This is a genomic window from Trueperella bernardiae (genome assembly GCF_030246965.1).
Lineage (GTDB): Bacteria > Actinomycetota > Actinomycetes > Actinomycetales > Actinomycetaceae > Trueperella > Trueperella bernardiae.
On sequence record NZ_CP127099.1, the window covers coordinates 563,816 to 577,121 of the forward strand.

Annotated in this window: 14 protein-coding genes; 5 read left to right on the plus strand and 9 right to left on the minus strand. The window is 66.5% G+C overall.

The window, feature by feature from the left end; genetic code table 11:
* The gene (deoC, locus tag QPC17_RS02605) at window positions 1-654 is read left to right on the plus strand and encodes a deoxyribose-phosphate aldolase (protein ID WP_068538474.1); all 654 of its coding nucleotides are present in this window, start codon (window positions 1-3) and stop codon (window positions 652-654) included.
* Window positions 655-786: 132 nt separating this feature from the next.
* On the opposite strand, the gene QPC17_RS02610 is transcribed toward deoC, so the two are convergent.
* Both QPC17_RS02610 and QPC17_RS02615 read right to left on the minus strand, forming a co-directional pair.
* Window positions 787-2,469 (minus strand): phospho-sugar mutase, encoded by a 1,683-nt coding sequence (locus tag QPC17_RS02610; RefSeq protein ID WP_062613925.1) that lies wholly within the window; start codon window positions 2,467-2,469, stop codon window positions 787-789.
* Window positions 2,469-3,275, minus strand: coding sequence for a purine-nucleoside phosphorylase (locus QPC17_RS02615; RefSeq protein ID WP_210382909.1), 807 nt, complete (start codon window positions 3,273-3,275; stop codon window positions 2,469-2,471). Before QPC17_RS02615 ends, QPC17_RS02610 begins: the two co-directional genes overlap by 1 nt.
* A gap of 157 nt (window positions 3,276-3,432) precedes the next feature.
* Between QPC17_RS02615 and QPC17_RS02620 the strand changes: the two genes are divergently transcribed.
* Window positions 3,433-4,194, plus strand: a complete 762-nt coding sequence (locus QPC17_RS02620; protein ID WP_062613959.1) for an LOG family protein — start codon at window positions 3,433-3,435, stop codon at window positions 4,192-4,194.
* A 113-nt stretch (window positions 4,195-4,307) separates the two neighbouring features.
* A complete protein-coding gene (locus QPC17_RS02625) occupies window positions 4,308-4,478 on the plus strand; it encodes a DUF3117 domain-containing protein (RefSeq protein ID WP_068538472.1) in 171 nt (56 codons plus the stop codon).
* Here QPC17_RS02625 and QPC17_RS02630 read toward each other — a convergent pair.
* From QPC17_RS02630 to QPC17_RS02650, 5 genes are all read right to left on the minus strand, one after another.
* Window positions 4,475-5,095 carry an O-methyltransferase gene (locus tag QPC17_RS02630; protein WP_068538471.1) on the minus strand — a complete coding sequence of 207 codons (621 nt, stop codon included), beginning with the start codon at window positions 5,093-5,095 and terminating at the stop codon, window positions 4,475-4,477. The two genes, QPC17_RS02625 and QPC17_RS02630, sit on opposite strands and share 4 nt — an antisense overlap.
* A gap of 91 nt (window positions 5,096-5,186) precedes the next feature.
* Window positions 5,187-6,320 (minus strand): Mrp/NBP35 family ATP-binding protein, encoded by a 1,134-nt coding sequence (locus QPC17_RS02635; RefSeq protein WP_068538470.1) that lies wholly within the window; start codon window positions 6,318-6,320, stop codon window positions 5,187-5,189.
* 9 nt (window positions 6,321-6,329) lie between these two features.
* On the minus strand, window positions 6,330-6,893 hold the full coding sequence (locus QPC17_RS02640; RefSeq protein WP_062613929.1) for a DUF1003 domain-containing protein: 564 nt from the start codon (window positions 6,891-6,893) through the stop codon (window positions 6,330-6,332).
* The gene (locus QPC17_RS02645) at window positions 6,886-8,193 is read right to left on the minus strand and encodes a magnesium transporter MgtE N-terminal domain-containing protein (RefSeq protein ID WP_062613930.1); all 1,308 of its coding nucleotides are present in this window, start codon (window positions 8,191-8,193) and stop codon (window positions 6,886-6,888) included. Before QPC17_RS02645 ends, QPC17_RS02640 begins: the two co-directional genes overlap by 8 nt.
* 29 nt (window positions 8,194-8,222) lie before the next feature.
* Window positions 8,223-9,701, minus strand: a complete 1,479-nt coding sequence (locus QPC17_RS02650) for an aminopeptidase P family protein (RefSeq protein ID WP_285347436.1) — start codon at window positions 9,699-9,701, stop codon at window positions 8,223-8,225.
* A gap of 77 nt (window positions 9,702-9,778) precedes the next feature.
* On the opposite strand from QPC17_RS02650, the gene QPC17_RS02655 reads away from it, so the two are divergent.
* Both QPC17_RS02655 and QPC17_RS02660 read left to right on the plus strand, forming a co-directional pair.
* Window positions 9,779-10,630 (plus strand): PHP domain-containing protein, encoded by an 852-nt coding sequence (locus QPC17_RS02655; RefSeq protein WP_062613932.1) that lies wholly within the window; start codon window positions 9,779-9,781, stop codon window positions 10,628-10,630.
* On the plus strand, window positions 10,627-11,247 hold the full coding sequence (locus QPC17_RS02660; protein ID WP_062613933.1) for a MarC family protein: 621 nt from the start codon (window positions 10,627-10,629) through the stop codon (window positions 11,245-11,247). The genes QPC17_RS02655 and QPC17_RS02660 overlap by 4 nt, the downstream gene beginning before the upstream one ends.
* 77 nt (window positions 11,248-11,324) lie before the next feature.
* On the opposite strand, the gene QPC17_RS02665 is transcribed toward QPC17_RS02660, so the two are convergent.
* Window positions 11,325-12,923, minus strand: a complete 1,599-nt coding sequence (locus tag QPC17_RS02665) for a DEAD/DEAH box helicase (protein WP_101923503.1) — start codon at window positions 12,921-12,923, stop codon at window positions 11,325-11,327.
* A gap of 127 nt (window positions 12,924-13,050) precedes the next feature.
* The gene (locus QPC17_RS02670; RefSeq protein WP_285347437.1) at window positions 13,051-13,269 is read right to left on the minus strand and encodes a DUF3107 domain-containing protein; all 219 of its coding nucleotides are present in this window, start codon (window positions 13,267-13,269) and stop codon (window positions 13,051-13,053) included.
* Window positions 13,270-13,306 lie beyond the last annotated feature (37 nt).

Here is a 13,306-nt window from a genome sequence, read left to right on the forward strand (position 1 = left end):
ATGACTGAAGTTTCAAAGATGATCGACCACACCCTGCTCAAGCCGGAGGCCACCATCGAGGACGTGGCCAAGCTGGTCGAGGAGGCCAAGGAGCTCGGCACCTTCTCGGTGTGCGTCTCCCCGTCGATGCTCCCGCTGCCGGCCAGCATCGAGCTGGGCGACGTCAAGCTGTGCGTTGTGGTCGGCTTCCCCTCGGGCGCCGTGGCCTCCGAGATCAAGGCCGCCGAGGCCGCCCGCGCGGTTGCCGCCGGTGCCGACGAGGTGGACATGGTCATCAACCTCGGCTACGCCAAGGAGCACGACTGGGACGCGCTCGGCTACGACATCGCCGTGGTCCGCGACGCGATCCCGTACGCCCTGCTCAAGGTCATCATCGAGTCCGCCGTGCTGACGGACGAGGAGATCGTCGAGGCCTGCAAGTGTGCGGCCGAGGCCGGCGCTGACTATGTCAAGACCTCCACTGGATTCCACCCGGCAGGTGGCGCCTCCGCCCACGCCGTCAAGCTCATGCGCGAGACCGTGGGTGAGGACCTCGGGGTCAAGGCCTCCGGCGGCATCCGCGACGCCGAGACCGCCAAGGCGATGATCGAGGCCGGCGCCAGCCGCCTCGGCCTGTCCTCCTCGCGCGCCGTCATCGAAGGATTCGCCAACTAGTATCTACGGAATCGGAGGCGTTGACGCGAGCCGCGTGACTGCCTCCCGCACGTGCGGTCCACGGAGACGCCGCCAGCTGGTGAAACGCGAAGGCCCCCGATTTTTCGGGGGCCTTCGCGTGTACGCAGGTGCTTAGAGTGTGAGCATCTGCGCCACATCTGCCTTGAAGCGCTCCATGCGCTCCTTGGCCGCCTCACGCGCCTGCGGGAGCGAGTCGGCGTCGGCCACGGGCACGATCACTTCGAGGTAGCACTTGACCTTTGGCTCGGTGCCTGATGGGCGTACAATCACGCGGTCGCCCTCGGAGGTGCGGATGCGCAACGCGTCCGTGGGCGGGAGGTCGGCGTTGCCCTCGGACAGGTCCTCGATGGAGGCCACGGGCAGGCCGAGCAGCTCGGTGGGCGGCTCGTTGCGCACCTTCGCCATCGTGGCCGGGATGATCGACAGGTCATCCACGCGCACCGTCACCGGGGCGGTGAGGTACAGGCCGTGGCGGATCGCCAGGGCATCGAGCACGTCCTGGATGGACTTGTCCTCGGCCTTCATCTTCGCCGCCGTGATGGCGAGCACGAGTGCGGTCGAGACGCCGTCCTTGTCCTTCACCAGCTCCGGGTAGGAGCAGAACCCGATGGCCTCCTCGTAGCCGAAGAGGATGTCCTTGGCACGCGCGATCCACTTAAAGCCCGTCAGGGTCGAGTGGTAGTCCAACCCGTGGTGTGCGGCGATCTGGGACAGCAGCTGGGAGGACACGATCGACGAGGCAAGCGAGCCCTTCGTACCGGCGGCTGCCGCGGCTGCGCCCACTTGCTCGCCCAGGACCGAGCCGATCTCGTCGCCTGACAGCTGACGCCAGCCAGACGGGGTGGGGATGGCGGCCGAGCAGCGGTCGGCGTCGGGATCGGAGGCGATGATGATGTCGGCGCCCACCTCCTGCGCCACCTTGATCGCCTCATCCAGCGCGCCGGCCTCCTCCGGGTTGGGGAAGGCGACGGTGGGGAAGTCCGGGTCGGGCTCGATCTGCGAGGGGACGTCGACGACATCGGTGAAGCCCGCTGCCTCGAGCAGCGGGTGGACCAGGCTCTTGCCCACGCCGTGCATGGCGGTGTAGACGATCTTCAGATCGCGCGGGCCGTCTGCCACCTGGGCGAGGGTGTCGGCCACGTAGTCGTCCACGATCGAGGCGGGGATGACATTCCAGCCCTCCGCCATCGGGACCTCGTTCGCCGCGGGGGCGGCCGCGATCTTAGCCGCGATCTCGCTATCGACCGGCGGGATGATCTGCACGCCGTTGCCGTCCGCGCTGGCCGCGCGCCCGCCGAGGTAGACCTTGTAGCCGTTGTCCTTGGGCGGGTTGTGCGAGGCGGTGACCATCACGCCGGCGTCGGCCCCGTACTTGCGCACGGCGTACGCTAGCAATGGGGTGGGCAGCTGGAAGGGCATGAGGTGGGCGGTGCCGCCTGCGGCAGTGACGATCGCGGCCGTGTCGCGCGCGAACTCATCCGAGTGGTAGCGGGCATCGTAGCCGATGACAACCACGAAGTCGTCGGCCACCGTCTCCTTCAGCCACGCGACCAGGCCGGCGGCGGCCCGGCGCACAACCGCCGCGTTCATTCGGTTCGGCCCGGCCTCCATGACGCCGCGCAGGCCGGCGGTGCCGAACTGGAGCGTGCCAGAAAAACGGTCTTCAAGATCGGCCGTGGCATCGGCGTCGCCGGCCTTAGCCGCCGCAAGAAGCGCCTCGAGCTCGGCTCGGTCGGAAGCCGAGGGGTCGGCGGCAATCCACGCCGCGACGTCGTCAAAAAGCTGTGAGGTCATCACATCTCCTTCGCAATTCGTTCAATGATGTCCGCGAGAAGCTGGGAAATGCGCGGGCCGGCAGCCCTGCCAGCCTCGAGCACTTCGGCGTGGTCAAGCTTGACGCTCGCCACACCGGCGGCGAGATTCGTCACGAGCGAGATGCCGAGGATCTCCATCCCCATCTCACGTGCCGCGATCGCCTCGAGTGCGGTGGACATGCCCACGAGGTCGCCGCCGAGCGTGGCCGCCATGCGGACCTCCGCCGGGGTTTCGTAGTGCGGGCCTGGGAACTGGACGTAGACGCCCTCTGCCAGGTCCGGATCGATGTCGTGAGCCATCCCGCGCAGGCGGGACGAGTACAGGTCCGTGAGGTCCACGAAGGTGGCGCCCTCAAGCGGGGAGGTAGCGGTCAGGTTGATGTGATCGGAGATGAGGACGGCGCTACCCGGGCCGGTCTCCTCACGGGTGGAGCCGCATCCGTTGGTGAGGATGCAGACCTTCGCTCCGGCGGCCGCCGCAGTGCGCACGCCGTGAGCGACGGCGCGCACGCCCTTGCCCTCGTAGAAGTGGGTGCGGGCCCCGAGCACCAGGGCGTGCTTGCCATCATTGAGGCGGATCGAGGTGAGTTTGCCTCCGTGGCCGGCTACCGCCGACTTAGAAAAGCCGGGGATCTCCTCGGCCGGGATCTCAGCCACGACCTCACCGATGAGGTCGGCCGCCCCGCCCCAGCCAGAGCCGAGAGTCAGCGCGATGTCATGCTTATCGACGCCCGTCACGTCGGCGATCTTTGCCGCCGCTTCGCGGGCCAAATCCATGTAATCCATGGCCGATATTTTACAGGAGTAGCACGGCCTGTGACCTGTGCCCATGGCATTATATGTGTGTTGTGGTGGTGATGCGTGCCATAACGGGCGAGCGGCGTCGTCGTCGATCCGGGCGGGCATGCACCAGCTGTTCATCTGCGACCTGTACGCTTGCCATATGGCAAAAAAGAAGCGTTACCGTAAGGGCCCCGTGATGTTGCGGGGCAAGCACATTCCGAACACCACCACGGATGCCAGGCTCTTGCGCCCATTCCAGGACCCCTCCTTCATCCACTCCGAGCCCTGGCGGATCATGCGAATCCAGGCCGAGTTCGTAGAAGGCTTCGGCGCGCTGGCCGACCTCGGCCCGGCGATCTCCATCTTTGGTTCCGCCCGCACCCCGGAAGACGACAAGTATTACCAGCTCGCCGAACAGATCGCGCGCGAGCTCGTCTCCCACGGCTACGGCATCATCACCGGCGGCGGCCCCGGCATCATGGAGGCCGGCAACAAGGGCGCACACGAAGCCGGCGGGGTCTCCGTGGGCCTCGGCATCGAGCTGCCTTTCGAACAGGGGATGAACCAGTATGTCGACGTCGGCATCGACTTCCGCTACTTCTTCGTCCGTAAGATGATGTTCGTCAAGTATTCCTTGGGTTTCATCGTCATGCCCGGCGGGTACGGCACGATGGACGAACTGTTCGAGGCCCTCACCCTCGTCCAAACCAACAAGGTCTCCTGCTTCCCTGTGGTGCTCGTGGGCAGCGAGTACTGGACGGGGCTCGTGGACTGGATCGAGGGCCGTCTGCTAGCCGACGGCTACATCTCCGAGGGTCACGAGAAGCTCTTCCAGGTGGTCGACACGGCCGACGACGCCGTCGCGGCCGTCCTCGAGGGCGTCCACCGGCTCGCGGAGGAGAAGCGTTCGAACGGGAAGTAAGCCCAGCGCGCGCCACCGACCTGGGGCGGGGCCGCAAGTGAACACCTGACGCGGTCCACGTATTAACGTAGAATATGAGTATCGGGCGCAAACGTGCCCCGGAAGGAGTAACCATGGCAGCCATGAAACCGAGAACGGGAGACGGGCCGCTCGAGGCGGAGCGTGACCTCCACGGAACGACTTTGAGGATGCCTCTGGAAGGCGGAGGGCGCCTCGTGCTCGAACTGAGCGACGAGGAGGTCAAGTCCCTCCACGAGGTCCTGGGTAAGGTCCTTGAGCTTTAGCGCTTGACGCTCACTAACACACCGTCCCCGAGGGGAATGAGGCTGGAGACCAGGTCTTCAGCCTCAATCAATTCCCGGCCAAGGTTGCGCAGGGCCACCGTCGCCTCGTCGCGGCGGGCCGGATCCGCTACCCGATCGTCGTTCAGGGCGTGGGAGAGCACGAGCGTGCCGCCCGGGCGCAGCATCCGCAGGGCCTCAGACACGTCGCCCGCGGCTTCGAGCGGATCGCCGTCCACGAGCACCAGGTCATAGGAGCGTGAGGCGAGCCGGGGGAGCATGTCGGAACTGCGGCCGTTGATGAGCCGGAAGCGGCCGGGGCGAATGTGGGCCGCGGCCAGGTTCTCCCGCGCGTATCCCTGCGCTTCGGCGTCGGTATCAATGGAGGTCAGCACCGAGTCCGTGGAGGCGGCCAACAGGTAGAGGGCCGACACGCCCGTGCCCGTGCCGATCTCCGCAATGGTTTTCACGCCCATCGCGGCGAGGCAGGTGAGGAAATGTCCGGTGGCGGCCGAGAGCGCCTCCACCCCCAGATCCGCGGCGTGCTCACGCGCCACCCGCACCACGTCCGATTCCGCGACGATGTGCTCGGCGTACGTCCACGACTGGGCCTTATCCACTACCGCCCCTTTCTGTTGCTCTTTACCAGCATCTTAACGCGAACGTGGCCGGGGCGATGCCGGCCACGCACACTCTTCGCTGTCACTTACCTTAGTTGTCGATTGGCTTGACCCCGAGCGGGCGGCCAGCCAGCCCGCGGGCACGATGGGCGAGGGTCTTCGCCACCGCCCGGATCACCTCCTGCGCAGGCGACTGGCCCGGCTGGATCGCGAACGGGGTGCCGGCGTCGCCACCCTCGCGCAGGTCCTGCTCGAGCGGAACTTGCGCCAGCAGCGGCACGTTGTAGCCGAGATTGCGCGAGAGCTGGGCGGATACGGCGTCGCCGCCGCCCGCGCCGAAGATCTCCATGCGCGAGCCGTCCGGCATCGCCAGGTAGGACATGTTCTCGATGATGCCCACCACCCGCTGGTCGGTCTGCTTGGCCATGAGGCCCGCGCGCTCCGCCACGTCGGCCGCCGCCACTTGCGGGGTGGTGACCAGCACGATCTCGGACTTGGGGATGAGCGAGGACACCGACAGTGCGATGTCGCCGGTCCCCGGCGGCAGGTCGATGAGGAGGACGTCCAAGTCACCCCAGTACACGTCCGCGAAGAACTGCTCGAGCGCGCGGTGCAGCATCGGGCCGCGCCACACCACCGGGCCGTTCTCCGACATGAAGTTGCCGATTGAGATCGTCTTCACGTCGTGCACCACCGGTGGGATGATCATGTTGTCCACCACCTGCGGCGGGTGGGTCACACCCATCATTTGAGGGATCGAGAAGCCGTAGATATCGGCGTCGACCACGCCCACCTTCAGGCCCTCCTTCGCCATCGCCGAGGCGAGGTTGACGGTCATGGAGGACTTGCCCACGCCGCCCTTGCCGGAGGTGATCGCGTACACGCGCGTGAGGTTATCTGGCTGGGCGAAGGGGATGACCCGCTCGGGTTCGCCCCCGCGCAGGGTCTTCTTCAGCTCGGCGCGTTGCTCATCATTCATCACGCCCATGCTCACGGTCACGGATGCCACGCCTGGCATCGCGCCCACGACGTTCTGGGTGTCGGCTGTGATCGTGTCCCGCAGCGGGCACCCCGCCGTGGTCAGATCGATCCCGACGACCACGTTGCCGGCCTCGTCGATCTCCACGGAGCGCACCATCCCCAGATCGGTGATCGGGCGCCGAATCTCCGGGTCAATGACCTTGGCGAGCTCGGCCTTAATGTCTTCAATGCTCGGTAAACTCATGCGTTTATCCTATCCTTGACCTTCGCCAGTTTCGAGCTGGGCAAGCCTCGCTTCGAGCTCGACGATCTTCGCGTCTTTCTCCGCGACCTCCTCTTCTCGCTCGAGGAGCCGTTCGCGCAATTCGAACTGGTCACGCATCTCGGAGCGCACGAAATCGCGGGTGGCGAGGTCCTGCATCGACATCCGCAGCGAGGCGATCTCGCGCAGGAGGAACTCGGTGTCGGCGAGCGTGCGCATTGCGTGCTGGCGGTCCTGTTCGGCGCTCACCCGATCGCGATCATCCTGCCGGTTCTGGGCGAGCAGGATGAGCGGGGAGGCGTAGGAGGCCTGCAGGGACAGCATGAGGGTGAGCGCCGTGAAGCCGAGCGCTGCCGAATCGAAGCGCAGGTGATCGGGCGCGAAGCTGTTCCACACCAGCCACAGCCCCACGAACAGGGTGAGCCAGATGATGAACTTCGGGGTGCCAGTGAAGCGGGCGATCCGCTCGGCAATGACCCCGGTGGCCTCCGAATCGACGGAGGCGCGCCACCTGCGCCGCCGCTTACCGAGTGGCTGATCGAAACTCTCAGGCATCGCGGCCCTCCTCATCGGTGGGGTCTTCTAGCAGATCATCGACATGGCGTTCGTCGATATGGGTATCGATCTGCTCCTCGTCCGCATCGCGCCAATCCTCGGGCATGAGGTGGTCCAGCACGTCGTCGACCGAGACCGCGCCCACCAGCAACCCGTTGTCTACCACCGGCAAGATCGTGAGGTTGTAGGTGGCGAGCAGGCGGGTGATGGTGCCGATCCCGTCGTCGGGGGAGAGCGACTCCACCTGGTCAATGATCGAGCCGACCATCTCCGACGGCGGCTCGCGCAGCGCGCGCTGGAGGTGGACCACGCCCAGATACTGGCCCGTGGGGGTCTCTGTGGGCGGGCGCACGATGAAGCACATGCTGGCGATCGCCGGGGCCAGGTCCTCCCGGCGGGCCGCGGCGAGCAGCATAGAGATCGGGGCGTCGGGGGAGAGAATCATCGGCTCGGTGGTCATGAGGCCACCGGCCGTGCGCTCCCCGTAGGACATGAGGCGGCGCACGTCCTGGGCCTCGTCGGGCTCCATCTTCGACAGGAGGATCTCCGCCTGCGCGGGCGGGAGCTCGTTGATGAGGTCGGCTGCGTCGTCCGGCTCCATCTCCTCCAAGACGTTGGCCGCGCGCTCCACCTCAAGCGCACTCATGACCGTCACCCGGTCCGCGTCCGACATCTCCTCCAGCACGTCCGCCAGCAGGTCATCGTGCATGTGGCGCGAGACCGCGATGATGCGATCATCCGGGAGGTCGGACAGGAGGTCGGCAATATCGGGGGCCTTCAGCTCGTTGATCTGGGCCAGTAGCGCCGTGGCGGCCTGGTTGGCCACGCGCGTGCGCAGGCCCGTGACCGACGTGACGGGCACGATCTTCGTGTTTCCGGCCTCCGGCCCGCCGCGCGCCATCCGCACGTACAATGAGGTGAGCCGCCATTCGCGGTTCCCCTCCTGCTCGATTGCCACGTCCTCCACGACGGCCCGCCCTGAGCCGTCGTTGAACTGGACCTCGCGGTCCAGAATCTCGCCGAGCACCATGGTCTCCGACGGGCGCTTCTCAAAGCGCCGGATGTTGAGCAGGCCGGTGGTGATGACCTGGCCATTGGCGATCGCCGTCACGCGCGTGAGCGGCATGAAGACGCGCCGCTTGCCGGTTACGTCCACCACCAGCCCCACCGCAGACGGCTGGCCGCGCAGGCGGAAAACCACGACCACGTCGTGTACCTTGCCCACCCGGTCACCGATCGGGTCGTAGACGGGTGTGCCTGCTAAGCGTCCAATAAAAACTCGTGTTCTGCTTCCTGACATCTGTGTCCTTTCCCGACGGTGCGGGCTGCTTACTGCTGGAGGTGGGCCATCCACGCCTCCACCGCGTCGGCCGTGCGCGGGATGTCCTCCGAGAGGCGGATCGCCCCGTCCTCCGTGACCAGGATGTCGTCCTCAATCCGCACACCGATCCCGCGGAATCGTTCGGGGACCTTGAGGTCATCCTCACGGAAGTACAGGCCCGGTTCGATCGTGAAGATCATCCCCGGCTCCAGGTAAGAATCCTGGTAGAGCTCGCGCTTGGCCTGCGCGCAGTCATGCACGTCGAGCCCCAGGTGGTGGGACGTGCCGTGCGGCATCCACCGGCGGTGATACTGGGCCTCGGGGGAGAGGGACTCCTCCGCCGACACCGGCAACATCCCCCACCGCTCCAGGTGCTTGGCGATAACCTCCATGGCGGCCGCGTGGATGTCCTTGAACTGCACCTTGTCTTGGGCCACCTCAAGCGCGCGCTCGCAGGCCTCCAGCACGGCGTCGTACACCTCACGCTGGGCCTCAGTGAACTTTCCGTCGATGGGCAGGGTGCGCGTGATGTCGGCCGTGTAGAGCGAATCGACCTCCGCGCCGGCGTCGATAAGGATGAGCTCCCCGTCGCGCAAGCGCCCGTCATTCGTGATCCAGTGCAGTGTGTTGGCGTGATTACCGGCCGCGGCGATCGTGTCGTATCCCAGGCCGTTGCCCTCCTCGCGGGCCTTGGCTTGGAAGGCGCCCTCGATCACGCGCTCGCCGCGCCAGTGATTGATCGCGCGCGGCATTGCGCGGATCATCTCCTCAAAGCCGGATTTGGTGACATCGATGGCCTTGCGGATCTCCGCCACCTCGTAGGCGTCCTTCGTCAGGCGGATCTCCGAGGCGGCCTCGGCCAGGCGCGCGTCCGCCTGCTCCGCGCCCTCGGTCAACCCGTTTTGCTGGCGCAACTCGGCCACGAGGGCCTCCACCGCCGGATCGGACTGCGGGACCACGCGGATCTGTACCGCGCCCAGGTCCTTCGAGATCGCGTCCTTCATCTCATCAATATGGGCCACCTTCAACCCCGTGGCCGTGGACATCTCCTGCGCGCTCAGCCGCGGCCCCACCCAGAACTCGCCATGGCGGGAATCGGCGTAGAACTCCTCCGAGGAGCGCGGGGCGCGCGGGTGGAAGTAGAGGACCGCCTCATGGCCGCCCTCCACCGGGTTGAGCACGAGCACCGCACCCGGCTCGTCCTCCCCGCCCAGGCCGGTGAGGTGAGAAAACGCCGAGTGGGCGCGGAAGCGGTAGTCCGTGTCATTCGAGCGGACCTTCAGATCGCCCGCCGGGAACACGAGTCGCTCGCCCGGAAATAGCTCCGAGAGCCGCTTGTGGCGCGACGGGGTGTAATCAGCGACCTCCATGCGGGCCGGACCGGCGGGCCGCGCGCCCCAATCCTGGCCGATGAACTCGCGAAACGCCTGGCTCTGGGGGCGCTGCGTGCGGTTGTGTGCCTTTTCTTCGTTGGTCTGTTCACTCATATTTCTAGTATCCCACGTGCATCCGACAAACTTGAACCGGGGTTGCTCTTAGCGTGAAGGAAATTTAGCGTGGAGCCATGATCGACTTGCACACCCATTCCGCGCGCTCAGACGGCACGCAGAGCCCCACCGAGCTCATGAATTCCGCCCGCGACGCCGGCCTGACCTGCGTGGGCCTCACCGACCACGACACGATCTCTGGCTGGGACGAAGCCGGCCGTGCCGTTGCGAGAACCGGCGTCAGCCTGGTGCGTGGCATGGAGGTCACCTCCCAGTTTCACGACGACGGCGGGCGGGTCAGCGTCCACATGCTCGCCTACCTCTTTGACCCCTCGGCCCCTAAGCTCTCAGCACACCGCCAGCAGCTGCAGGAAAGACGGGCGGATCGGGCCCGGCAGATTGTCGACCGCCTCGCCCAGGACTTCAACCTGACGTGGGACGCGGTGGCGGACGTGGCCGGCGAGGGCGCCGTTGTCGGAAGACCCCACATTGCCGACGCACTCATCGCAGCCGGGGTGGTGGCGAGCCGCGAGGAGGCGTTCGCGCAGCTCCTGCACCCGCGCGGGAAGTATTACGTGCCGAACTACTCGCCGGACGTCTTCGACGTCATTTCGTGGATCAACGCCGCCGGCGGCCGGGCCGTCTTCGCCCACCCGATGGCCGCCACGCGCGGCAAGACCGTGCCGCTCGAGGCCCTGGACGAGATGGCGGAGGCCGGACTTTTCGGCGTCGAGGTCGATCACCGGGATAACCCCCTCGAGCGGCGGGAGGAGCTGCGCCAGCGAGCGCGATCACTCGAGCTTTTCCAGTTTGGCTCCAGCGATTACCATGGAGCAGGAAAACCGAACCGCTTGGGTGAGCACACCACGGATTCGGACACGCTCGCCGCCCTGGAAGAGGGCGCTTTCCTGGAGGTTATACGCCCGTGAATTTTGATGGGGCGCTGTTCGCGTCCGCCTTCGCCACGCTGCTGGTGATTATTGACCCGCCTGGCAACGTACCCGTGTTCATGGCGCTCACGCGCACCCTGAACAAGGCGGGGCGGAAGAAAGTGGCATTCCAGGCGAACTTCATCGCCCTCGCCCTGTTGCTCCTGTTCGGCTTCTTCGGCTTCTTCCTCTTCGGCTACATGGGCATCTCGCCCGAGGCCCTGCAGATCTCGGGCGGCCTGCTCCTCCTTCTCGTGGCGCTCCAGCTGCTGACGGGCAAGGAGGAGGACCCGGGCTCGGCCGGCGGCACGATCGCGGTGGCCATGGTGCCGCTCGGCACCCCGCTACTGGCGGGCCCGGGTTCGATCGTGGCGTTCATGCTGCTCATGCGCGATTCGGCCGGCGATCCGTGGGCTCAAGCCACCGTGATTGGAGCGGCCGTGACGGTGCTACTGATTTCTTGGATCTCGATGCACTTCGCCGGGGCGATTATGCGCCTGCTCGGCGAGGCCGGCGTCATGCTACTCACCAGGCTCTCGGGCATGCTGCTGGCCGCGATCGCCACCCAGCTCATCATCGCTGGCGTGCTCGGCGTCATTCGGCCACTGACCAGCTAACGCGCGTAAAAGGAAGGTGTCCCTGCAAGAAAGCGGGGACACCTTCCTTTTACGCGCCTTATGCGCGAAGCTTGTGCTTAGGCCTCGGGCGCCTTACGCACCCGACGCCGGCGCGGCTTATCGGTACGCGGCTTATCCGTGCGAGGCTGCTCGGAGGACTCGGACGCCCCGGAGGAGACACGGGTGCGGGTGCGCTTGCGGCCCGAGCGGCCGGCCTCACCCCTACCACGGCCCCCGCGGCCCTTATTACCGCGGCCGCCACGCCCGCGACCGCGCGGGCCCCGGCCGGTCTCGCCCAGGTCCTCGATCTCCTCGGCGTCCAGGCCGGCGCGCGTGCGCTGGGAGCGCGGCAGGCGGCCGGTGACCTCGGGGTCGATGTCGAGGTCGGTGTAGAGGTGGTCGGACGTGTGGTACGTCTCCACAGGCTCGGGGTAGCCGAGGTTCAAGATCTTGTTGATGACCGACCAGCGCGGGGTGTCCTCCCAATCCACGAAGGTCACGGCCGTACCGGCCTGCCCGGCGCGGCCCGTGCGGCCAATCCGGTGCAGGTAGGTCTTCTCGTCCTCCGGGCACTGGTAGTTAATGACGTGGGTGACGTCGTCGACGTCGATACCGCGCGCCGCGACATCGGTGGCAACCAGCACGTCGATCTTGCCGTTGCGGAAGGCACGCATCGCCTGCTCGCGGGCGCCCTGGCCGAGGTCGCCGTGGAGGGCGCCGGTGGCAAAGCCGCGCGACTCGAGCTCGTCGGCAAGGCGCGCGGCGGCGCGCTTGGTCCGCGTGAAGATGATGGTCAGGCCACGCCCGCGGGCCTGAAGGATGCGGGCCAGAACCTCGCTCTTGTTCAGCGCGTGGCAGCGGTAGACGACCTGCTTGACCTGTTTGACGGTGGCCGAGTCGTCGTCGGGATTCTGTGCCCGAATATGGGTGGGCTTGGACATGTAGCGGCGGGCCATCGTGATGACCGGGCCGGGCATGGTAGCCGAGAACAGCATCGTGTGGCGGTTCGGCGGGGTGGAGGAAAGGATCGCCTCGACGTCCTCGAGGAAGCCCAGGTCGAGCATCTCGTCGGCTTCGTCGAGCACCACGGTATGAGCGTGGGAAAGATCGAGCGTGCGGTGCTTGCCCAGGTCGATGATGCGCCCGGGGGTGCCCACCACGATCTCCGCGCCGCGGGCGAGTTCCTTGACCTGCGGCTCGTAGGCCTTGCCGCCGTAGACCTCAACCACGCGCACGGAGCGCTTCGCGGCGATGTCGCGAAGGTCGCCCGCCACCTGCTTGGCCAGCTCGCGCGTGGGGACGACGACGAGGCCCTGCGGCTTGCCGGGCGCGCGCAGTTTCTCCCAGCCTTCCTCGCCCGGGCCGATGACCTTCTCCACCATCGGGATGCCGAAGCCGAGGGTCTTGCCCGTGCCTGTCTTGGCCTGGCCGATGATGTCCGAGCCCTTGAGCGCCACCGGGAGGGTCAGCGCCTGAATGGGGAAGGGGTGCGTAATGCCCTTCTCGGCCAGGGCCTCGACGATGTCATCCGAGACGCCGAAGTCGGCAAAGCTCTTCGTCTCTAGCTCGAGCTCAGAGCCGGAGGCCTGGATGTCAGCTTTTGGTTCGTTCGCCGGGCGCACGGATGCCCCGGAGGTATTCACAATTCCAGAATGCACAGTATTCACTTTCGACATGGGGGCGCCGTGTGCGCCCGGGCAGCCGATCGTGAAAATTCTTTTGAACAAACGTGACGACCGGTCAACCAAGATTGATTCTACCGCGTGGGGCGCGCCCGCCCGGTGAGGGGTGGCGCGCTACACATTAAAAGCCGAAGCCGACGCGGCGGGCTTCCGCCTCCTTGCACTGCACGTAACCGAGGGCGTCGGTGGGAACGACGACGTTGCCCTCCTTATCCGTAAACGAGAGGACGGCCCCGGCGGCGAGCGCCTGCTCCACGCGCTCGGAGACCTCGTGTGCGGTCAGGTCGACGTCGAGGCTCAGTTCGCGGGCGACGTTGCGGATGCCAATGCTGATTTCCATGATTCCTCCAAGGCTTGATCTGGCAGTATCGTACCCT